This is a genomic window from Citrobacter amalonaticus (genome assembly GCF_037053465.1).
In the GTDB taxonomy this organism is placed as follows: domain Bacteria; phylum Pseudomonadota; class Gammaproteobacteria; order Enterobacterales; family Enterobacteriaceae; genus Citrobacter_A; species Citrobacter_A amalonaticus_H.
On the sequence record NZ_JBALIF010000002.1, the window covers coordinates 477,316 to 498,401 of the forward strand.

The 21,086-nt window shown below is 50.8% G+C and carries 14 protein-coding genes, 1 tRNA gene and 4 pseudogenes; 7 read left to right on the forward strand and 12 right to left on the reverse strand.

Annotated elements, in window-relative coordinates:
• The first annotated feature begins 39 nt into the window (after positions 1 to 39).
• Positions 40 to 1,287 (forward strand): mechanosensitive ion channel family protein, encoded by a 1,248-nt coding sequence (locus WB371_RS05100; RefSeq protein ID WP_336219009.1) that lies wholly within the window; start codon positions 40 to 42, stop codon positions 1,285 to 1,287.
• A gap of 57 nt (positions 1,288 to 1,344) precedes the next feature.
• Here WB371_RS05100 and pheP read toward each other — a convergent pair whose 3' ends face one another.
• Positions 1,345 to 2,733 carry a phenylalanine transporter gene (gene pheP, locus WB371_RS05105; RefSeq protein ID WP_336219010.1) on the reverse strand — a complete coding sequence of 463 codons (1,389 nt, stop codon included), beginning with the start codon at positions 2,731 to 2,733 and terminating at the stop codon, positions 1,345 to 1,347.
• Between the two features lie 279 nt (positions 2,734 to 3,012).
• Here pheP and WB371_RS05110 point away from each other — a divergent pair, with 279 nt between their 5' ends.
• Positions 3,013 to 4,188 (forward strand): DnaJ family molecular chaperone, encoded by a 1,176-nt coding sequence (locus WB371_RS05110; protein ID WP_336219011.1) that lies wholly within the window; start codon positions 3,013 to 3,015, stop codon positions 4,186 to 4,188.
• A 100-nt stretch (positions 4,189 to 4,288) separates the two neighbouring features.
• On the opposite strand, the gene WB371_RS05115 is transcribed toward WB371_RS05110, so the two are convergent.
• Genes WB371_RS05115 through WB371_RS05130 form a run of 4 tightly spaced genes read right to left on the reverse strand, consistent with a single transcriptional unit; the run spans position 4,289 to position 10,496 of the window.
• Positions 4,289 to 7,435 (reverse strand): CusA/CzcA family heavy metal efflux RND transporter, encoded by a 3,147-nt coding sequence (locus WB371_RS05115; RefSeq protein WP_336219012.1) that lies wholly within the window; start codon positions 7,433 to 7,435, stop codon positions 4,289 to 4,291.
• Between the two features lie 11 nt (positions 7,436 to 7,446).
• Entirely contained in the window at positions 7,447 to 8,709 is a 1,263-nt protein-coding gene (locus WB371_RS05120) for an efflux RND transporter periplasmic adaptor subunit (RefSeq protein WP_336219013.1), read from the reverse strand.
• Positions 8,710 to 8,741: 32 nt separating this feature from the next.
• Positions 8,742 to 9,086: a cation efflux system protein CusF gene (gene cusF / locus WB371_RS05125; protein WP_336219014.1), complete on the reverse strand. Its 345-nt coding sequence runs from the start codon at positions 9,084 to 9,086 to the stop codon at positions 8,742 to 8,744.
• Between the two features lie 27 nt (positions 9,087 to 9,113).
• Positions 9,114 to 10,496 carry a Cu(I)/Ag(I) efflux RND transporter outer membrane protein gene (locus WB371_RS05130; RefSeq protein ID WP_336219015.1) on the reverse strand — a complete coding sequence of 461 codons (1,383 nt, stop codon included), beginning with the start codon at positions 10,494 to 10,496 and terminating at the stop codon, positions 9,114 to 9,116.
• Between the two features lie 170 nt (positions 10,497 to 10,666).
• Here WB371_RS05130 and cusR point away from each other — a divergent pair, with 170 nt between their 5' ends.
• Both cusR and WB371_RS05140 read left to right on the forward strand, forming a co-directional pair.
• Complete coding sequence (cusR, locus tag WB371_RS05135) at positions 10,667 to 11,350, forward strand: copper response regulator transcription factor CusR (protein ID WP_336219099.1); 684 nt, start codon at positions 10,667 to 10,669, stop codon at positions 11,348 to 11,350.
• Positions 11,340 to 12,788 carry a Cu(+)/Ag(+) sensor histidine kinase gene (locus WB371_RS05140; protein WP_336219016.1) on the forward strand — a complete coding sequence of 483 codons (1,449 nt, stop codon included), beginning with the start codon at positions 11,340 to 11,342 and terminating at the stop codon, positions 12,786 to 12,788. Before cusR ends, WB371_RS05140 begins: the two co-directional genes overlap by 11 nt.
• Before the next feature lie 495 nt (positions 12,789 to 13,283).
• On the opposite strand, the gene WB371_RS05145 is transcribed toward WB371_RS05140, so the two are convergent.
• From WB371_RS05145 to WB371_RS05165, 5 genes and pseudogenes are all read right to left on the reverse strand, one after another.
• Positions 13,284 to 14,282 (reverse strand): acyltransferase, encoded by a 999-nt coding sequence (locus WB371_RS05145; RefSeq protein ID WP_336219017.1) that lies wholly within the window; start codon positions 14,280 to 14,282, stop codon positions 13,284 to 13,286.
• A 120-nt stretch (positions 14,283 to 14,402) separates the two neighbouring features.
• Positions 14,403 to 15,776 carry a hypothetical protein gene (locus tag WB371_RS05150; protein ID WP_336219018.1) on the reverse strand — a complete coding sequence of 458 codons (1,374 nt, stop codon included), beginning with the start codon at positions 15,774 to 15,776 and terminating at the stop codon, positions 14,403 to 14,405.
• A 379-nt stretch (positions 15,777 to 16,155) separates the two neighbouring features.
• A pseudogene (locus WB371_RS05155) lies at positions 16,156 to 16,315 on the reverse strand (phage tailspike protein); the annotation flags it as partial.
• Positions 16,308 to 16,472 (reverse strand): annotated as a pseudogene (locus tag WB371_RS05160) (phage DNA ejection protein); the annotation flags it as partial. The pseudogenes WB371_RS05160 and WB371_RS05155, both read right to left, overlap by 8 nt.
• Before the next feature lie 12 nt (positions 16,473 to 16,484).
• Positions 16,485 to 17,219, reverse strand: a pseudogene (locus WB371_RS05165) (tail needle knob protein); the annotation flags it as partial.
• A gap of 94 nt (positions 17,220 to 17,313) precedes the next feature.
• Here WB371_RS05165 and WB371_RS05170 point away from each other — a divergent pair.
• A pseudogene (locus WB371_RS05170) lies at positions 17,314 to 18,482 on the forward strand (tyrosine-type recombinase/integrase).
• Positions 18,483 to 18,497: 15 nt separating this feature from the next.
• Here WB371_RS05170 and WB371_RS05175 read toward each other — a convergent pair.
• Positions 18,498 to 18,574: transfer RNA gene (locus tag WB371_RS05175), tRNA-Arg, on the reverse strand.
• Between the two features lie 243 nt (positions 18,575 to 18,817).
• Here WB371_RS05175 and folD point away from each other — a divergent pair.
• Positions 18,818 to 19,684, forward strand: a complete 867-nt coding sequence (gene folD, locus WB371_RS05180; RefSeq protein WP_336219019.1) for a bifunctional methylenetetrahydrofolate dehydrogenase/methenyltetrahydrofolate cyclohydrolase FolD — start codon at positions 18,818 to 18,820, stop codon at positions 19,682 to 19,684.
• A 1-nt stretch (position 19,685) separates the two neighbouring features.
• A complete protein-coding gene (ybcJ, locus tag WB371_RS05185) occupies positions 19,686 to 19,898 on the forward strand; it encodes a ribosome-associated protein YbcJ (RefSeq protein WP_336219020.1) in 213 nt (70 codons plus the stop codon).
• A 90-nt stretch (positions 19,899 to 19,988) separates the two neighbouring features.
• On the opposite strand, the gene WB371_RS05190 is transcribed toward ybcJ, so the two are convergent.
• Positions 19,989 to 21,086, reverse strand: a 1,098-nt coding sequence (locus WB371_RS05190; RefSeq protein WP_336219021.1) for an FKBP-type peptidyl-prolyl cis-trans isomerase, incomplete at its 5' end; no start/stop codon positions are given.

The window sequence follows — 21,086 nt, forward strand, 5'->3', positions numbered from 1 at the left end:
AGCGGTCATCATTGACCGCTGTTTTATAAAGGAGAGGTTATGCAGGAATTAATTACCCAGGTCGAAGAGTTAGCGGGTATTGAGATGAATCACACCACGTCGCTGGTGATGATTTTCGGTATTATTTTTCTCACCGCCGTCATTGTGCATATTATTCTGCACTGGATTGTACTGCGCACATTTGAAAAGCGCGCCACCGCCAGTTCCCGCCTGTGGCTGCAAATCATTACCCAGAATAAATTATTCCACCGCCTGGCGTTTACCCTTCAGGGGATTATCGTCAATATTCAGGCAGCGCTGTGGTTGCAAAAAGGCAGTGAAGCGGCGGAAATTCTGACCACCTGCGCGCAGTTGTGGATCATGATGTATGCCCTTTTGTCGCTTTTCTCTTTACTGGACGTCATTTTAAACCTGTCACAAAAAATACCTGCGGCTTCCCAACTCCCGCTCAAAGGGATATTTCAGGGCATTAAGCTGATTGGCGCGATTCTGGTCGGCATTTTGATGATCTCGCTGTTGATTGGTCAATCTCCTGCTATTCTGATAAGCGGTCTGGGGGCGATGGCCGCAGTGCTGATGTTAGTCTTTAAAGACCCTATTCTCGGACTGGTCGCCGGTATTCAGCTTTCCGCTAACGACATGCTTAAGTTGGGCGACTGGCTGGAGATGCCGAAATATGGCGCAGACGGCGCAGTCATTGATATTGGCCTGACGACGGTTAAAGTCCGCAACTGGGATAATACCATCACCACAATTCCTACCTGGTCGCTGGTCTCCGACTCCTTTAAAAACTGGAGCGGTATGTCAGCGTCGGGCGGTCGACGAATTAAACGTAGCATCAGTGTGGATGCCACCAGCATTCATTTTCTCGATGACGACGAAAAACAGCGGCTGTATAAAGCACACCTGCTGAAACCCTATCTGGATACGCGTCATCAGGAAATCGATGAATGGAATAAACAACTGGATGCGCCTGAATCGGTATTAAATCACCGGCGAATGACCAATATCGGGACGTTCCGAGCTTATCTGAACGAATATTTGCGTAATCACCCGCGAATTCGTAAAGATATGACGCTCATGGTGCGCCAGCTTGCCCCGGACGATCATGGTTTACCGATTGAGATTTACGCGTTTACCAATACCGTTGTCTGGCTGGAATATGAAAGTATTCAGGCTGATATTTTCGACCATATTTTTGCGGTGGTGGAAGAGTTCGGTTTACGTATTCATCAGTCGCCAACCGGCAATGATATTCGCTCGCTGGCGGGCGTCTTCACGAAATAACGCCGTTACAGGGTAAGCACGGTTGCCCGGTCAGCGCTCGCGACCGGGCAAATCAGGTTACGACTTACGGGAAAGCTTAAACGCCGCAAACAGAAAGATGACCCACACCGGCAGCAGCAGAGCTGACAAACGCATATCGTCGATAGTACACATCAGCACCAGAATCATCGCCAGAAAGGCAATACAAAGGTAGTTCCCTGCCGGGTACAACAGCGCTTTAAACTGTGTGTCGCGCCCTTTGCGACGCATCGCCGCGCGAAAACGCAGATGTGCAAGGCAGATCATAATCCAGTTCAGCAGCAGCGTCGCCACCACCAGCGCCATCAGCAGACCAAAAGCCTCTTTCGGCAGCAGATAGTTGATCAGCACCACCAGCGAAGTGATAGCGCCTGAGAGCAGCAGTGAATTCACCGGTACACCGCGACGACTGACACGGGTCAGAAACGTCGGCGCATTCCCCTGCACAGAGAGGCCAAACAACATCCGGCTGTTGGAATAGACGCCGCTGTTATAAACCGAGAGTGATGCCACAAGAATGACAAAATTCAGCGCCGAAGCCACCACATTACTGTTGAGATCGTGGAAAATCATCACGAATGGACTGCTGTCAGATTTCACCTCAACCCACGGATACAAGGCCAGCAAAACCACCAGCGAACCGATATAAAACAGTAAAATTCGGTACACCACCTGGTTGACCGCTTTCGGGATGCTTTTGTGCGGATCGCGCGCTTCGGCGGCGGTAATGCCAATCAGCTCCAGCCCGCCGAAAGAGAACATAATCACCGCCAGAGACAGAATCAGCCCCTTCCAGCCCGTCGCCAGAAAACCGCCGTACTGCCACAGGTTGTCGATAGTTGCGCGTTCGCCGCCGTGACCCGAGAACAGCAGCCACAGACCAAAGCCAATCATGCCAATGATCGCCAGCACTTTAATCAGCGCAAACCAGAACTCGGTTTCGCCATACAGACGAACGTTCACCAGATTCACGGCGTTAATGATAATAAAGAAGGCGGCGGCCCAGGCCCAGGTTGGAACATCCGGCAGCCAGTACTGCATGTAGATACCGGCAGCCGTCAACTCTGCCATTCCGACCAGCACGAACATCACCCAGTAGTTCCAGCCAGACAGGAAGCCGGCAAACGGGCCCCAGTATTTATAAGCAAAGTGAGCGAATGAGCCTGATACCGGCTCTTCAACGACCATCTCACCGAGCTGGCGCATGATCAGAAAGGCGATAATCCCCGCGATACCGTATCCCAGCAGTACCGCCGGGCCCGCCATCTGAATGGCTGGCCCGATCCCCAGAAAGAGCCCGGTGCCGATCGCGCCGCCAAGAGCAATTAACTGAATATGTCTGTTTTGCAAACCACGTTGCAGCGTCGGATTCTGTTCCGACGAGGCTTCCGGGCGACCCTTGCCCGAAGCGGATGACGCGTCTCTCACGTCCTACCCCTGTCTCTTTTTTAGAAGGGGCACGTTTTAACACTTCATGCTGGCGGTAGCAAGTTAAAGGAGCCGATGTGGAGGCGCATCACTGACCCGGACCGGAAGGACGAAGAGCCCACAAAAATGACCAGAAATCGATAATTTCTGCGAATTATTCTGGACGAACAGGCACCGCAGACCACAGAATGAAATTTGCATTTTTTCCATGTTTTTCAAACGAATGACTTAACCTAAATCGCGTCATTCACATGTCGGTCACGCCAGGTAACGGGTGTCATGAATAAAATCATTAAACGACTCGAAATCGTCAAAAGCGCCATCGAACTTGAGGATGAGGAGATCATCCAACAGCAGCTTGTGCATCTGAAACGAGAATCTGGCGATCCCGCTATAGAGGCCATTGTGCAGGCTATTGCATCGCGCCGGTTCAGCGATGCGATGCGTGAAATTGCCGCCTGGCTCCAGAATCAGCGTGCGATAACAGGCTGGCAGGACCCGGCGATTGCCGCCAGTAAGCTGGAATTAAAGGCACTGGAAAATCAGCTACGTGAACTGATCGACACCCGTAACACCCGCATCCAGATTCTGGATGAGTTCAACGACCAGTATCATCTGCGTCTCGGGCCATTGATGAGCCGCATTCTTGAACTGCGTAAACAGCTTGCTGCCAGCGCCCAGCGCAGGCAAGAGGCGGAGCGTAAACGCCGCGAGAAAGATTACCTCTCCTGTCAGCAATACATTTCGCTTGCCATTGACCGCCTGGCCCAGCTCAAACAGCAGTGGATGGGTATGGATTCCACCTCCCGGGCGGCGGTCGACATACGCCAGCGCATTCAGCAACAGACGGAACTGATCACCGATTTGCTCGCGGAAATTCGCGAACTGGAAGCGGATTTTTCCCGTCAGGATGACAGCGACACGCGTCAGGCGCAGGAAGAAGCTGCGCATGAATATGAGGAGTATCAGGAACAGCAGCAGGATGCCCGACAGCGTTTTGCCCGCGATCAGCGCCTCTCAACGGACGAGCGCAATGAGCTTAAGCGGCTGTGGCGCCAGGCCAGCCGCTTGTGTCACCCGGATGTTGTCGCCGATGAACTCAAAGAGAAAGCGCACCAGATGATGGTACAGCTCAATCTGGCGAGACAAAACGCCGATCTGGCGACCATCCGCGCCTTGCTGACGCAGTTACAAAGCGGCCTGGAACCCATGATGGCCAGCGACAGGCTGAACGATCTGGCGCGTCTGCAACAAAAAATCCAACAGTTGCGGCTCCAGATAGACGCATTGCTAAAAGAGATTGCGGAACTGGAAACAGAAAACGCCTGGCGTCTGGCAACCTCAGTCCGCGATAAAGAAGCCTACTTCTGTGAACAAGAGCGCGCCCTGTCAGCGCTCCGCGATACGCTGGAAACGCAGGTCCAGCACGTTGAACAGGATCTACTTGCGGGGTAACAGAGGCGAAAACGGCGATGACGCCAGAAAATGATGACGTGATCTGCACATGGTTATTATCCGGCCGATACGATGCTATCTGACCGGATAATCTCAGCTATTAACGTGAATGATGACGATGCCGGTGCAGCCACATTAATTTATAGGCCGCGGGAATAATAAACAGCGACAGCAGCGGCGCAGTAATCATACCGCCAATCATCGGCGCTGCAATCCGGCTCATTACTTCTGAACCGGCCCCAGTGCCCCACAGTATGGGTAAAAGACCCGCAACGATCACCGCCACGGTCATCGCCTTGGGTCGAACCCGCAATACCGCACCGTGATACAGCGCCTCGTCCAGTTTTTCTGCGCGAAAGGTCTGCGGATTATCCAGCGACGGATCCGCTTCAATCGCATGACGTAAATACATCAGCATCACCACACCAAACTCTGCGGCGACACCTGCCAGTGCGATAAATCCGGTCCCTGTCGCCACCGACAGATGAAACCCCATTCCATAGAGGAACCAGATCCCGCCCACCAGCGCAAAAGGCACGCTGGTAATGATTAACAGCGCCTCCCCGACGCGGCGAAATGCCAGATACAACAGGATAAAGATAATCATCAGCGTCATTGGCACCATCAGCTTAAGCTTATGGTTCGCCCACTCCAGCAGTTCAAACTGACCGGAGAAAGCCACGCTGGTGCCGGGCGTTAACCGGACCTTATCCGCAATCGCTTTTTTCAGGTCATTGACGACGGAAACCATATCCCTGTCACGCACATCAATGTAGATCCAACTGGTGGGACGCGCGTTTTCCGTTTTGAGCATTGATGGCCCCGGCGCGATAGTGACTTCCGCCACATCCCCCAGAGTAATCTGCTGCTTCATCGGTGTGAGGACAGGTAACTGCCGCAGTGCCTGCGGGCTATCACGATAGTGTTGCGGATAGCGCAAATTAACAGGATAACGGGCGATGCCTTCAACGGTTTCTCCAATCATCGCCCCGCCGACCGCAGACGTAATAAAGAGCTGCACATCGCCGACCGTCATACCATAACGGGCCGCTTTTTCGCGGTTGATGTCGATGTTGAGATAGCGCCCGCCTTGCAGACGCTCCGCCAGCGCGGAGGTCACACCGGGTACGGTTCTGGCGACCTCCTCTACCTGTTTGGCTATCGCGTCAATGTCAGCCAGCACATTACCCGACACCTTAATGCCAATCGGACTTTTAATACCGGTAGAGAGCATGTCAATACGGTTACGAATTGGCGGCACCCAGAGATTTGCCAGCCCCGGCAGACGCACGGTTTTGTCCAGCTCCTCGATGATTTTCTCCATCGTCATGCCCGGACGCCACTGATCCTCCGGCTTGAGCTGAATGGTGGTTTCCACCATCTCCAGCGGCGCGGAATCCGTCGCGGTATCCGCTTTCCCGGTCTTACCAAATACGCGGGCGACTTCCGGTACGGTCATGATGAGCTTATCGGTTTTCTGTAGCATACTCGCGGCTTCCGCAGCCGAAATGCCCGGCAGCGTCGAAGGCATATACAGCAGATCGCCCTCGTTAATCTGCGGTAAAAACTCTCCCCCGACTTTATTCAGCGGCCAGATAACCGTCAGAATCGACAGTACCGCCACCAGCAGCGTGGTTTTCGGCCAGTGCAGCACTTTCAACAACAGAGGGTGATAAATACGGATCAACCAGCGGTTTAACGGGTTGCTATTTTCCGCCGGAATTTTACCGCGGATCCACAATCCCATCAGGATGGGGATCACCACGATCGCCAGAAACGCCGCGCCCGCCATCGCCCAGGTCTTGGTAAACGCCAGCGGTCCAAATAATCGCCCTTCCTGGCCTTCGAGAGTAAAGATCGGAATAAAGGAGAGCGTGATGATCAGTAAGCTGATGAACAGCGCCGGGCCGACCTCAACCGACGCGTCAGTGATCACTTTCCAACGCGTTTCGTTATCGGGCTTTTCGCCCGGATGCCGGTGTTCCCACTCTTCCAGCCGCTTATGCGCATTTTCGATCATCACAATGGCGGCATCCACCATTGCTCCTACCGCGATAGCGATCCCCCCCAGCGACATAATATTGGCGTTCAGCCCCTGAAAGTGCATCACGATAAAGGCGATACAGAGCCCGAGGGGGAGCGAGATAATCGCAACCAGTGCGGAACGGACATGCCACAGAAACAGCGCGCAGACCAATGCCACGACAATGAATTCTTCCAGCAGCTTATAGCTGAGATTGTCGATGGCACGATCAATTAACTGGCTGCGGTCATAAGTGGTCACGATTTCCACCCCTTCCGGCAGGCTGCTTTTAAGCCCATCCAGCTTCGTTTTGACCGCCGAAATCACCTCACGCGCATTTTTACCGGAACGCAAAATGACCACCCCGCCCGCCACCTCGCCTTCTCCGTTCAGTTCAGCTATCCCACGCCGCATTTCCGGTCCAGTTTGTACTCTGGCGACATCGCGCAGATAGACCGGTACGCCGTTTTCCCCTGACTTCAGGACGACGGAATTAAAGTCATCCAGCGTTTGCAGATAACCGCTGGCGCGCACCATATATTCCGCTTCAGACAGTTCCACTGACGAACCGCCCGCCTCCTGGTTAGACGCATCCAGCGCAGCTTTCACCTCGGACAGAGTGATGCCGTACTGAGCGAGTTTCATCGGGTCGACAACCACCTGATACTCTTTCACTACACCGCCCACCGAGGCCACTTCCGACACGTTGGGGATCGTTTTTAGTTCATACTTGAGAAACCAGTCCTGTAATGAACGCAGCTCTGATAAATCATGCTTTCCGCTGCGGTCAACCAGCGCATACTCGAAAATCCAGCCCACGCCGGTGGCATCCGGCCCTATTTCCGCACTGACGCCCGCAGGAAGTTTCCCCTGTACCTGATTGAGATATTCCAGCACGCGCGAACGCGCCCAGTAAGGGTCAGTGCCATCTTCAAAAATAACGTAGACATACGCGTCGCCAAACTGCGAAAAACCGCGCACCGTTTTCGCCCCGGGTACTGAGAGCATGGTGGTGGTCAGCGGATAGGTCACCTGATTTTCGACGATTTGCGGCGCTTGTCCCGGATACTGGGCTTTGATGATCACCTGCACGTCCGAGAGATCGGGCAACGCGTCCACCGGAGTGTTAACGATGGTCCAGGTTCCCCAGACGCTCAGAAAAAGCGCGCCGATGATCACCAGAAAACGGTTGGCGACCGAGCGGCGGATAATCCATTCAATCATCTGCGGTCTCCTCAGTGCGCCTGGTTCGCGTGTGTAGACGATGCAGGCGACGGGAGCGCACGCATCCTTTCCAACGCGCCGGAAATGTTGGCTTCCGAATCAATCAGGAACAGCCCACTGGCAACCACGCGTTCACCTTCATCAAGACCAGAACGGATAGCCGTTACGCCCTGAGAAGCCTGGAAGACGGAGACCACCTTCGGCACAAAACGCCCTTCAGCGTCCACCGCGATCACCCGCTGCTCACTGCCGGTATCAATTAACGCTCTGGAAGGAATGAGCAGCATCGGCTCACTTTCCGTTTTCAGGTTGAGGATGGCGTTCATTCCCGGTTTGAGCGCTTCGTCAGGATTATCCACAGCCAGACGCAGTTGCAGCGTGCGGGTGGTGGCATCTGCACTGGGTAACAGCGTCCAGTTGCGCACAACGAGGGATTTATCGGGACGCGCCGGGACAGTCAGCGAAAACGTCGAGGAATCTTTAATCAGCCAGGCGATGGATTCCGGCACCGCGGCCGTCACCCATACCGGATTTATCCCCTGAATTTTGGCCACCACATTGTCTTTGGCGATGTTCATTCCGGCCCGTAAATCAAACGCAGTGATCACGCCGTCAATGGGCGCGGTGAGCGTAAAACGGGTCTGGATTTTACGCGTGGCGGTCAACCGACGAATATCCGCTTCCGGCATTCCGGCAAGCCGCAGACGTTCAAGGATCCCGTCAATCTGCGTCGCTGTCCCGCCGGTCTCTTTCAGCAACAGATATTCACTCTGCGCTTCCACCCAGTCAGGGATCGTCAGCTCAAGCAGCGGCGCGCCTTTTTTGACTTTATCGCCCACGGTCAACGGCCAGACTTTGTCGATAAATCCGGCTGCCCGCGCCTGCATAATCACAAACTGATAGTCGTTGTAACTGACATTCGCCGGGAACGTCTGGGCAAAGGTAAGAGGACCACGGCGCACGGCCTCAGTTTTCACACCGAGGTTTTGCGTTTGCGTCGGATCGATTCGCACCCCTGGCGCCGCAGCGCTGGCAGACTCTTCATCGGCGTATTTCGCCACCAGATCCATATCCATAAAGGGCGATTTGCCGGGCTTGTCGAAGCGGGTATTGGGGTACATTGGGTCGTACCAGAACAGCACTTTACGGGCTTCTTTTTCCCCGGCAGTTGGCGTATTTGCTGACGAACTTGCAGAGGCAAACCAGGTATAGCCTCCCACAGCAATCATGCCGCCCACTATCATGCTGGCGATTATCAGCGCGATATTTTTCATGAAGTCATGCTCAACGTTAAAAAGGAAAGAAATTACTGGCTTTTAATGTCCTGTAATAAAGAGAGATTCCCCTGCTGAATAAACGTAAATGCCACGTTATCGCCCGGCTTAATATCGTTGAGCTGCGTTTGCGGGGTGAAGGTAAAACGCATGGTCATGGCTGGCCAGTTCAGCGCCGGGATGGGACCATGTTCGATGGTGACTTTGTGGTTTTCTGTATCAATGCCTTTTACCACGCCGGTTGCGCTGACAACCGGGCTCTGTTCAGCCGCAGGCATAGCACCCGTCATGTCGCCATGGTGCTGTTCACTGGCCTGCGCGTTAATGGTCAGCATTGAGAAAACGGCCAGGACAACGGCTTTTACTACTGTGTTCATCTTTCTTCTCCTGTTATGTCATTAGGTTTATTGCAGCCAACCGCCGCCCAGGGCGGTGTAGAGCGTAATTTCGTTAACCTGTTGGGCGTAATTCAGATCCAGCAGAGTTTGCTGCGTGGCAAAAAGAGAGCGCTCTGCGTCGAGCACTTCGATGTAACTTATTGCGCCATGGCGATAGAGCGCTCTGGCACGCTGAAGGGTGATTTGTAGCGAGGCCAGATAACGCTGCTGCCCGCTGATTTGATCGGCCAGACTCTGGCGCAACGCCAGCGCATCAGCAACCTCTTTGAAGGCGTTCTGGATCTTTTGTTCGTAATTGACCACCGACTGCTGCTGGCGAATTTCGGCCAGATCCAGATTGGCCTGATTACGCCCGGCGTTGAAAATCGGCAATTCCACCTTCGGAATGAAGTTCCACATGCCGCTGCTGGCGCTAAACAGGTTTGTGAGATCGCTGCTGCTGGCGGCGATCCCGCTGGTCAGAGTGATTGACGGAAAAAAAGCCGCCCGCGCCGCGCCGATATTGGCATTGGCTGCCATCAGCGCGTGTTCTGCCTCCATAATATCCGGGCGCTGCAACAGGATTTGCGACGAGAGCGAGGCTGGGAGTTTCACGGCCCTGAGATCGCCGACGCTCTGTAACGTATCGTCTGACTGCTTTTCATAACTGCCCAGCAACAGTTGCAGGGCGTTTTTCGCCTGCGCCAGCTCACCCTGGCGCTTCGCGATATCGCTGCGGGTACTTTCGATCACCCCACGCGCCTGTTCCAGCGCCAGCACATTCGTGCTCCCGGTCATCAGTTGCTTTTCCACCAGCGCATAAGAACGCTCGTAGTTACTAAGCGTCTCTTCAGCCACCTGCAATTGCGCGAAGGCCAGACGCTGGTTGAAATAACTCTTCGCCACATTAGCCACCAGCAGAATATGGACTGCCCGGCGGGCTTCCTCACTGGCGAAAAAGTTCTGTCGCTCCGCCTCGCTCATGTTTTTCAATCGACCAAAGAAATCCAGGTCCAGGCTGAGATTGAGACCGGCTTCATATTCACGCGTGCTGCGGGTGTCGTCTTTGAGTTTGCCACTCCAGTTGCCGCTGCTTTCCGCGTTCAGTTGCGGGTAGCGATCCGCATCGTTTACCCGATACTGCGCCCTCGCCTCCTGCATTTTCAGGGTTGCCATACGTAAATCACGGTTGTTGCGTAGCGCTTCGCCTATCAGGATTTTCACCTGCGGATCGACGAAAAAGTTCTGCCAGCCGCTGTCCTGATACCCTGCCGGTGACGTCACCAGTTGATTCTGGCTAAGCGAAAACTGTTGTGGCACCGGCAGCGCCGGGCGCTGATAGTCGGGGGCGAGTGAACACCCTGCCAGCAGCAACGCCATAGAGAGCGAGAGGAGCTTAAAATTACGCATAAGCCTGAGTTTCGTATGAGTAGATGCCTGCCACTTTAGCGGGCGCTCTCTGTTCAGGCGGTGACAGCAAAATGACAAAGCTGTCATTTTCCCGGAATGCGTTTGCTATCCGATCGGGCTTCTCTAGAATTGAGTGGCCCCATGACATTCGCGTGGTGAAGGAGAACGTGGTGAAAATACTGATTGTCGAAGATGAGAAAAAAACCGGTGAATACCTGACCAAAGGATTGACGGAGGCAGGCTTTGTTGTCGATCTGGCCGACAATGGTCTGAACGGTTATCACCTGGCGATGACAGGGGATTATGACCTGCTCATCCTTGACATCATGCTGCCCGACGTGAATGGCTGGGATATCGTCCGAATGCTGCGCACCGCCAACAAAGGCATGCCGATTCTGCTGCTGACGGCGTTGGGAACCATTGAACACCGGGTGAAGGGACTGGAGTCAGGCGCGGATGATTATCTGGTTAAACCGTTTGCTTTTGCCGAGCTGTTGGCGCGCGTCCGAACCCTTTTGCGCCGGGGGGCGGCGGTGATGGTTGAAAGCCAGTTTCAGGTCGCAGATTTGATGGTCGATCTGGTGAGCCGCAAAGTAAGTCGCGGCGGAACGCGCATTACGCTCACCAGCAAAGAATTTACCCTGCTGGAATTTTTCCTGCGCCATCAGGGCGAAGTGTTACCGCGTTCACTGATAGCTTCTCAGGTGTGGGACATGAATTTTGACAGCGACACCAACGCCATTGACGTAGCGGTAAAACGTCTGCGCGGAAAAATGGATAACGACTTTGAACCGAAACTGATTCAGACCGTGCGGGGTGTGGGATACGTGCTTGAGGTGCCGGATGGTCAGTAAGCGTTTACAACGCCCTTTTTCACTGGCGACGCGCCTGACTTTTTTCATCAGCCTCGCAACCATTGCCTCCTTTTTTGCCTTCGCCTGGATAATGATCCAGTCCGTCAACGTGCATTTCGCCGAACAGGACATTAACGATTTAACAGAGATAAGCGCAACCCTTGAACGTATCCTGAGTGACTCTGACGAGCCGGAATCCCGCCGTCTGGAGATCCTGAAAAACGTGGTGGCTGGTTACTCTAACATTATCATTTCACTGGAAGATGGCAATCAACAGGCTATTTTTCACTCGCCCAATGCCCCCGACATCAGGCAGTTTCTCGCCAGCGCCACCCCGGACAAAACCGTGCCGGGGGGCAACGTCTACTTAATTAATGGCCCCGCGATGCAGATGCCCGGACATGGCTCGCATTCCAGTTGGCGTCTGATCCGCCTGCCGGTGGGACCACTGACCGACGGTAAACCGACGTATACGCTGTATATGGCGCTGTCGATCGATTTCCATCTGCATTACATTAACGACCTGAAAAACAAGCTGATCATGACCGCGTCGATCATCAGTATGCTGATCGTTTTCATCGTCCTGTTTGCGGTTTACAAAGGACATGCGCCGATCCGCAGCGTCAGTCGACAGATTCAAAATATCACCTCTAAAGACCTTGATGTGCGCCTGGATCCGAAATCCGTTCCCATTGAACTGGAACGTCTGGTGCTCTCGTTTAATCACATGATTGAACGTATCGAGGATGTTTTTACGCGCCAGTCGAATTTTTCCGCCGATATTGCTCATGAGATCCGCACCCCCATTACCAATCTGGTGACGCAAACCGAAATTGTCCTCAGCCAACCCCGGACGCAGCAGGAGCTGGAAGAGGTACTCTATTCTAATCTGGAAGAGTTTGCGCATATGGCGAAGATGGTTAGCGATATGCTGTTCCTCGCGCAGGCCGACAATAACCAACTGATCCCCGAGAAAAGAGCACTTAATCTGGCGGAAGAAGTGAGCAAAGTGTTCGACTTTTTTGAAGCGCTGGCGGAAGAGCGGGACGTTGGATTGCACGTTGGGGGCAGCCCGTGTTGGATTTCCGGCGACCCCGGCATGCTACGCCGGGCGATGAGTAACTTGTTGTCCAATGCCATGCGTTATACCCCGCCCGGTAAAACTATTACCGTTCAGCTAGAGGAAACGGAGACGCAGGTACAGATCATGGTTGAAAACCCCGGGAAGCCTGTTCCCGCGGAACACCTGCCACGATTATTCGATCGTTTTTATCGCGTAGATCCGTCACGCCAGCGTAAAGGTGAAGGCAGTGGAATTGGCCTTGCTATTGTGAAATCCATTGTCACTGCACATCATGGGACGGTATCCGTAACCTCTGATACACAGGCCACCCGCTTTACGTTGAGTTTGCCAAAAGAGAACCCGGTCCAAAGGTAAAGAGCCCCCCCTTTTGCTGATAACAACGCGGGCATTAACGCTGATTTCCTGTCCGGGTGGTGATGCAGAACGGACAGTGAAGAGCCGCGACGCTTTACGGGCTGGGGACGACCACGTCAACGCGAGAGACAAAAAGGATGGCGCCCCCTACAGGATTCGAACCTGTGACCGACGGCTTAGAAGTTCCTAGGACTATCTAAGATAACAGCAACTTACCCCATCACCACTGCGCTCACACGTCCCATCTTCGAAAAACATACAAAGCCTTGCAAACCGATGCAAAGCTTTGTGTGTACCGTTTTTTCCTCAAAAAAATAAAATAATTAGCGCAAGACGAATATCCAATTCACCAGTTTTGAGTTGTTTTGCGCTATTTTCCCCTCATACATGCCACATGGAATCACCCTACCGCCGGATGGAGCGCTATAAAGCGCTCCGCGGGTAAGGTGGTGAAGCTGCCGTAACCATGACTTTAAAAATCTAACTGCTTACGTCTTAGTTTTTAACCCGTTTTCTTTTCAGGAATGGCGCTTCTATGAATTTACTAGAAAAGAGAGCAATCAAAGAAACTATCAATAGCGTTAGTAACAAGCTTAAGTAAAAAGGCAATTTGATTTGACTTACTATAATTGCCTGCATAGGCCATGACCATATGTAAATACCATAAGAAATATCTGGTATTTTTTTAAAAATACCAGCACTAAAACTAACACCAATAATTACAGATATAAATGCTATAGCAAGCCGACCAATAATATTTATTTCTGGAGTATTTCTAAAGGTTATCATCATTAACACAGAGAAAAATAAAATTATGATTTTTGTAGTATTGTTGTTCCATGAAGGCATAGTCATGTTTAACAGAGAGCCAACAAAGAAGCACACTCCTAACTTCGCTAACATCGCAGCCTGTACACCATAAAAAACTATATTTTCAGATTCTTGCGGGTAAATAATTAGTGTCGCCAGACACACACAAAGCCCTATCATGGGTGTTTTCCACGTCCTTGCAATTCCAATAACAACCCCAAGAATGATGTATAGAGAAAATTCATAAGCCAGTGTCCATAGAGGCGGGTTTGACCACTGTGACCATCCAAAATGATCCCACAACCCAGGCACATGACTACCATGAAGTAAGCTCATCCACACAAAGTTTTTAAGCGTATCCATGGAAAAGAGATATTCAATAACATTATTTTGAATAAATGGAGCGATAACATAATTTATTATAAAAGCACAAAATACAAGTGCTGGAAATAATCTTTTAACACGCTTCCACATAAATGGAATGAATTTACTTGTATTTATCCAGCTTTGAGTAACAAGAAATCCAGATAAAGAAATAAATATCTGAACCCATATTGATTCTAGAGGTGCAAAATAATCAGTGGGGTCTGTTATATGTTGCCCCATGAATGCATTATGATGAAAAACAACAACCATCACCGCTGAAAATAACCGCATTAAATCAAAGCAATTATTTTTATGCATTTGTTATCCTTGTATCCTTGTTGTGACAATCCGATCTATCCAGTAATCATAACATTTTTCACGTAACCTTATCCATAACATCAATACCGAATGATTTGCTCGTCCCTGCGCAAGACCTATCTAACGTTCTCTTATCAGTAGAATCCTCACATCAGAATAATCACCGGCTGGCGTTCCTGATGCTGTGACACCAGCTCCTGCAAGCGTAGAACCGTACTTCATTAATGACGACGGAGGGACATAACCGGATGGCAGACTTGAGTTGTTCAAAATCTGCCCTCTGTCCACAGTGCTTATTGCCGGACTTGTCACCGACAACACAGGTGTAGAACCACACCCAATGTTAACATTGCATTTCTGCGGATATGAGTAAGTTGTTCCATCCTGCCCGAGCAAACCTGACAGATTTGTGATGAATGAGTATTCAATATTATCTGTATTTTGTGGCATAACTACGAAACGATTTTGAATGCCAATGATCGCAGGATCAATCCTCATAACACCTGTCAGTACAGTTGTTTTTATTGAAACAAATGCTTCGAAAGTGCTTTGAGAAATCTGCTTGCAGTTAAGATCATATAAAAATCTTGCTGAACCGCTCTGTACATATGATCCCTCAAATCTGTTTTCATAAAAATGGCAATTGTAAAAAGTTAGCGATGGAGTTGGATTGTAGAAAAAAGTTCTCGCTCCAACAGTGTTTCTACGAACAGTAATACCTGAAACATTTGCGATTGCATAAAATACGCAACTATTTGAACCTTGCACTGATTCATCAACAATGTATGTATTATTTTCAACTACGATATTTAGGCCTTCTGCATTTGTAAAACTACCATATGATACACAGCCGCAGAGACTACAAGGTCCAAATTCTGAAGGATCTGTATCGGATGAGCTTCTCGCAAGAGTTGTTACATTATTTCCTGAAACAAGACTATTTCTTATAACACCATTAGAACCGAATGAGTACGCTACAAATTGGTGTAGTATTCTAGCTGTAACTGATTCAATGCTAGTGTTTTCTACAAGAGATGATTCGGTATCAATAGCGTTGATAAATGCACCACGTGTATAACCATCAACATTACCACCAATCCAACTATTGAAAGATTTATGTAACTCAACAGCACAAGCGATCTTCCTTCCCTTATCTTTCGTGGAAATAAAGTTGCAATTATTTATTGTAGAGTAGGACGCATTAAGGTAGATGCTACTATGATCGTTATTCATCCCGTTCTGAATAAGATCAATAAAGTTGCAATTCTCAACAACTGCATATTTTCCTAGACTTTGGTATCCTATCGCTAAAGCGTTTGTTAAATCACCATCACGAAAGGTAACATTTGATATGCGAAGATTATTTATATTTCCTGTCTGCAATGCCAATCTGTTTAGTGGTGCTGTTCTCATAATGCTTCTATCACCACTAAAGCTAATTGTACCACCTTCTATGACAACATTATTTACAGCATCGACAAGGTTTGGTTTCAAAGGCGAAGAACCTAAAAAAATTGGAATGGCTTGTCATCAAAAAATGTACCAACTACGATTTCTGCCGCTGTATCCAATAAAATTTTCACATTATCGCATAGCGGCAATATTGCATTAAAGACAGTGCCAATGGTCCCTATTTCACTGTATGAATTTAAATAGTATTTTCCATCCGGTACATAAATAGTGCCACCGCCTATTGATTCAATGTATACAAGTGCTCGCTCAAAGGACGGTCTACTATCAACATTCGGTGCAGGAAGGATTAACCCACCATCAGCATTTCTATGAAAATCCAGAACACTGATATGCTCATCAAGCTTATCGTTTACTCTTCGGTAAGAAGATGTAACGTTATTTCTATATTGATATCCAATTTCACCTGCCCCATCAGGCATGGATAGTTTCAAACTAAACTGATCAGGATCATACTTCAGCACATTAGGAAAATAGAACTGCTGTGATCCATACGCATCATAAACAGCCATCGAATGGCCTTGCACAGTTACGAACCTGGCAATCTGTCCGTTATATACCGGACAGACCTACATTATTGCGCCCTGAACGCTGGTCTTCATTATTCTGGCGAATGTATGCTAGCGCGGTATTAGCATCACTTGCCTGAGGTGCATTAACGTTAGACGCGCCAAGACCGGCAAGCAATCCACCTGCATTTCCTTGTTGCCATGTAGCCACGTTAAACCCCCATCAAAATAAAGATGCTAAAGCGCCAACACCCGCGCCGATTGCTGTTCCCCAGCCTGGCATAATTGCAGTGCCTGCAGCCGCTCCGCCAAGAGCAGATTGCAATCCAGATGGCCTGTTAGTGGCAAGGAAGCCGCCCTGGTCGACGCTGAAGAACGTTGCAAGAAGGATATTGTCAGTACCTTTCGCTTCGTCCTGATCGCATGAGACAAAGTGACCATTATTGAATCGCTGATAAACAGTACCCAGTGAGCCAAAGCGGTTTTTCGTCACAATGATTTCTGCGTATGGTGCAGCCTAGCTGTTTTCGTCATACACAGCTTCGCGATACAGCATGATGATTGAGTCTGCATCCTGTTCGATACTTCCTGAGTCGCGCAGGTCTGCGTTGGTTGGTCGTTTGTTAGGTCGTTTCTCGACTTCACGAGATAGCTGGCTGAGTGATATGACGGGGGTTTTAAGCTCTTTCGCCATTGCCTTAAGGCTTCCGGATATGTGAGCAATAGCCAAGTCGTTTCGTTCTGCTTTAGGCTTCTGAATGAGTCCGAGATAGTCAGCCATGATGAGAGAGAGGTGCGGATTTTCCTGCTTGAGTCGTTCTGCTATTGCCCTGATTTCCTCAACCGAAAGGCGACATGCATCAACAACCCAGACGCCTAGGTCTGCCAGGCGATTCATACCTTCTGCAACCCTTCCCCACGCCTCGTCGTTCATGCGTGATGGATTTCTTAAGGCGCTACCTCACCACTCGACAAGCCTGCATTGCGGCGCTTCAGTCTCCGCTGCATACTGTGGAAGTGAGTGCGGGTGATGCATATAAAGAGGATCGAAAATGTCCATCTTCCGCAGAGGTGAAATATGGTACGCCTCGTACTCGCTCCCGGGCGGGAAGCGAATTAAGGAATCTCTTGGCAAAGCGGACAAACGGCAAGCGCAGGAGTTGCACGACAAGCGAAAAGCCGAACTCTGGCGAGTAGACAGACTCGGTGACTTTCCTGATGTGACTTTTGAGGAAGCGTGTTTACGCTGGATTGAAGAGAAATCAGATAAGAAGTCGCTCGATACAGATAAAGGCCGGATGGGATTCTGGCTTGAGCAATTTGAAGGAGTAAGACTGAAGGATATTACTGAGGCAAGGATTTACTCAGCAGTCAGCAGGATGCATAACCGGAGTCATCTGGAGATATGGAAGGCAAAGGTGGCAGCAGCCAGGAAGAAAGGAAATCCAGAACCGGAGTATATCGCTAAGCCTGTCACAACCTCTACCAAAGCCAAACATCTCGCACTGATGAAAGCCATTCTGAGAGCGGCAGAACGCGACTGGAAATGGCTGGAGAAAGCGCCTGTCATCAAGATACCGACAGTGCGCAATAAACGAGTGAGATGGCTGGAGAAGGATGAAGCAAAAAGACTGATTGATGAATGTCCCGAGCCGTTAAAGTCTGTCGTCAAGTTTGCGCTGGCAACTGGTTTGCGGTGATCGAACATCATCAATCTGGAGTGGCATCAGATAGACATGCAGCGACGGGTAGCATGCATGGGTTAACCCGGAAGACAGCAAATCAAACAGGGCTATTGGCGTAGCGCTGAATGATACCGCATGTAAGGTCCTGCGTGACCAAATAGGCAATCATCATAAATTTGTGTTCGTACACACAAAAGCGGGAAGACGGCCTGATGGTTCTGTCACTCCTGTAGTCAGGAAAATGAGAGTCGATGATGATCGTGCATGGAAATCGGCATGCAAGCGAGCGGGGATTGAAGATTTCCGGTTCCACGACCTGCGACATACATGGGCGAGCTGGCTGATTCAGTCAGGTGTACCGTTTGTCTGTTCTTCAGGAGATGGGTGGCTGGGAGTCGATAGAAATGGTGCGTCGGTATGCCCACCTCGCGCCTAATCACCTGACCGAACATGCGAAGCAAATTGACTCGATTTTTAACGATGATGTCCCAAATATGTCCCATGCGGGAAATATGGAGGCTGGCGGAAATGGTTAAATCTTTGATTTATAATGGCGCCCCCTACAGGATTCGAACCTGTGACCGACGGCTTAGAAGGCCGTTGCTCTATCCAGCTGAGCTAAGGGAGCATTGAAAAACAATGCGGGGCTGACACAAAACTGCTCGGTATTATACGTTCACAACCCGGGTGGTCAATGGCTTTCCTCTCAACTGCTTGAGTTGTGAGCACCGCATCTTTCGAGACAAGCAATCCGCGACGGATCCGCCGCTAAAATACCGCTGACTGTATGCGGAAACTGACAACCGCCTCCACTTCTGACAAAATAGCGCATCCCCTTTGACGTGAAGTAACAGATGGAATCCTCTCTCTGATGGCAGCAAAGATTATTGACGGTAAAACGATTGCGCAGCAGGTGCGCTCTGAGGTTGCTCAAAAAGTTCAGGCGCGTGTTGCCGCCGGACTTCGTGCCCCGGGCCTGGCTGTTGTCCTGGTGGGCAGCAACCCTGCTTCGCAGATTTATGTGGCAAGCAAACGCAAAGCCTGCGACGAGGTGGGATTCGTCTCCCGCTCGTATGACCTGCCGGAAACCACCAGCGAGGCGGAACTGCTGGAGCTGATTGATACGCTCAATGCGGATAACACCATTGACGGTATTCTGGTGCAACTGCCGCTTCCGGCAGGCATTGATAACGTCAAAGTGCTGGAACGCATCGATCCCGATAAAGACGTGGATGGTTTCCATCCCTATAACGTAGGTCGCCTGTGTCAACGCGCGCCTCGTCTGCGTCCCTGCACGCCGCGCGGAATTGTCACCCTGCTTGAGCGTTACAACATCGACCTCTATGGTCTTAATGCGGTGGTTATTGGCGCCTCCAACATTGTGGGCCGTCCGATGAGTATGGAACTGCTGCTGGCCGGTTGTACCACCACTGTCACCCATCGCTTCACAAAAAATCTGCGTCATCACGTTGAGCACGCCGATCTTCTGGTCGTTGCCGTCGGTAAACCCGGCTTTATTCCGGGGGAATGGATCAAAGAAGGGGCCATCGTGGTTGATGTCGGTATTAACCGTCTGGAAAATGGCAAAGTGGTCGGCGACGTGGTGTTTGAAGACGCTGCCGCACGCGCTTCATACATTACCCCCGTGCCGGGCGGCGTCGGCCCTATGACGGTCGCCACCCTTATCGAAAACACGCTGCAGGCGTGCGTTGAATATCACGATCCTCAGGACAAATAATATGGCGACATTTTCTTTAGGCAAGCATCCCTACGTTGAACTCTGTGATTTGCTAAAACTGGAAGGCTGGAGTGAAAGCGGTGCCCAGGCGAAAATGGTTATCGCAGAAGGACAGGTGAAAGTGGATGGCGTTGTGGAAACCCGCAAACGCTGCAAAATCGTTGCCGGACAAACGGTCAGCTTTGCGGGCCAAAATATCACTGTGGCAGCCTGACAATACGCCTTCAGGTGCGATGCTTTTAGTGTCTCCCCCTGCCAGAAAAAGCCCTGATTCTTTAATCAGCGCTCTTCAGGCAGGGAAAATTTACCCCTTAGCGGGTCTTACATCAGCAATGAATACCTCATACACCATTGTGGATGACGGTGGAATTTCAGGCGGCCTCCCCTGGCTTCCGTAAGCTAACTCAGGCGGTACGACCAGTTTCATTTTTCCTCCATTCCCCATTAACGCAAGCGCAGAAGAAAACAGAGGCGGGAAGTTATTTAGCGGTAATGCGAGGCCCTTACCATTTTTGGCCATATCAGTGATGACTTTGCCATTGGTCAGACTCTCTTTCACAACAATGCCAACCACATCGTCACTTTTTAGCTTGCCTTCGCCTTTATCAATGATTTGATAGTAATAACCCATTGCGGAACGCTTCACGCCAGGCTGCTTGCTGAAGGTATTGATGTACTTTTTCCCTTCAGTTTCCATCGATGTCGTCCTGGCGCGATTGTGGTTCAGAACCTCTTTGTTAATCGTATCGAGTTCAGCGATGATTTTCTCTTTCGGCAGTTTAAAACTGTTGTTGATTGAATCGACTACGCCACTGCTGACCTGTTGTAAATTAAGCACCACACCGTCGTCGTTTACCCTGGTCATCGCGCTAACCACTTCCTGCCCCCATAGCGTACCCATTGCATAGGCTCTGATTTCCTCTTTGTTTTTCGGAGCAGCAGTGCTTATTGCAGGTTTTACGTTACGCAGGTCAGCAAGCTGTTTATCCTGAACATTCAGTTTTTCCACCGCTTCGCGCCATTTTTTCTCCAGTTCGTCCTTCTGCTTATTGAAGGCGTCGGCCTGCTGCTGGCTTTCACTGAGTGACTGTTTCAGTTGCGCCAGCGCCTTGCCGTCACCCTCTTTCTCACCGCTCAGCGTTTTCAGCTGTTCATCTTTTGCCGCCAGCGCTTTCGCATTCGCCGTCTGCGTGGCCGTCAGGTCCGCTATCTGTTTGTTGAGAGCGGTGACCTGCTGCTGGCTGTCGCCGAGCGACTGCTTCAGTTGCGCCAGCGCCTTGCCGTCACCCTCTTTCGCACCGCTCAGCGTTTTCAGCTGTTCATCTTTTGCCGCCAGCGCTTTCGCATTCGCCGTCTGCGTGGCCGTCAGGTCCGCTATCTGTTTGTTGAGAGCGGTGACCTG

What these genes read in the sequence shown, in the direction of transcription:
- WB371_RS05100 (WP_336219009.1), top strand. Translation starts at nt 40, where the DNA reads ATGCAGGAATTAATTACCCAGGTCGAAGAGTTAGCGGGTATTGAGATG.
- WB371_RS05110 (WP_336219011.1), top strand. Translation starts at nt 3,013, where the DNA reads ATGAATAAAATCATTAAACGACTCGAAATCGTCAAAAGCGCCATCGAA.
- WB371_RS05115 (WP_336219012.1), bottom strand. Translation starts at nt 7,435, where the DNA reads ATGATTGAATGGATTATCCGCCGCTCGGTCGCCAACCGTTTTCTGGTG.
- WB371_RS05120 (WP_336219013.1), bottom strand. Translation starts at nt 8,709, where the DNA reads ATGAAAAATATCGCGCTGATAATCGCCAGCATGATAGTGGGCGGCATG.
- cusF (WP_336219014.1), bottom strand. Translation starts at nt 9,086, where the DNA reads ATGAACACAGTAGTAAAAGCCGTTGTCCTGGCCGTTTTCTCAATGCTG.
- WB371_RS05130 (WP_336219015.1), bottom strand. Translation starts at nt 10,496, where the DNA reads ATGCGTAATTTTAAGCTCCTCTCGCTCTCTATGGCGTTGCTGCTGGCA.
- WB371_RS05140 (WP_336219016.1), top strand. Translation starts at nt 11,340, where the DNA reads ATGGTCAGTAAGCGTTTACAACGCCCTTTTTCACTGGCGACGCGCCTG.
- WB371_RS05145 (WP_336219017.1), bottom strand. Translation starts at nt 14,282, where the DNA reads ATGCATAAAAATAATTGCTTTGATTTAATGCGGTTATTTTCAGCGGTG.
- folD (WP_336219019.1), top strand. Translation starts at nt 18,818, where the DNA reads ATGGCAGCAAAGATTATTGACGGTAAAACGATTGCGCAGCAGGTGCGC.
- ybcJ (WP_336219020.1), top strand. Translation starts at nt 19,686, where the DNA reads ATGGCGACATTTTCTTTAGGCAAGCATCCCTACGTTGAACTCTGTGAT.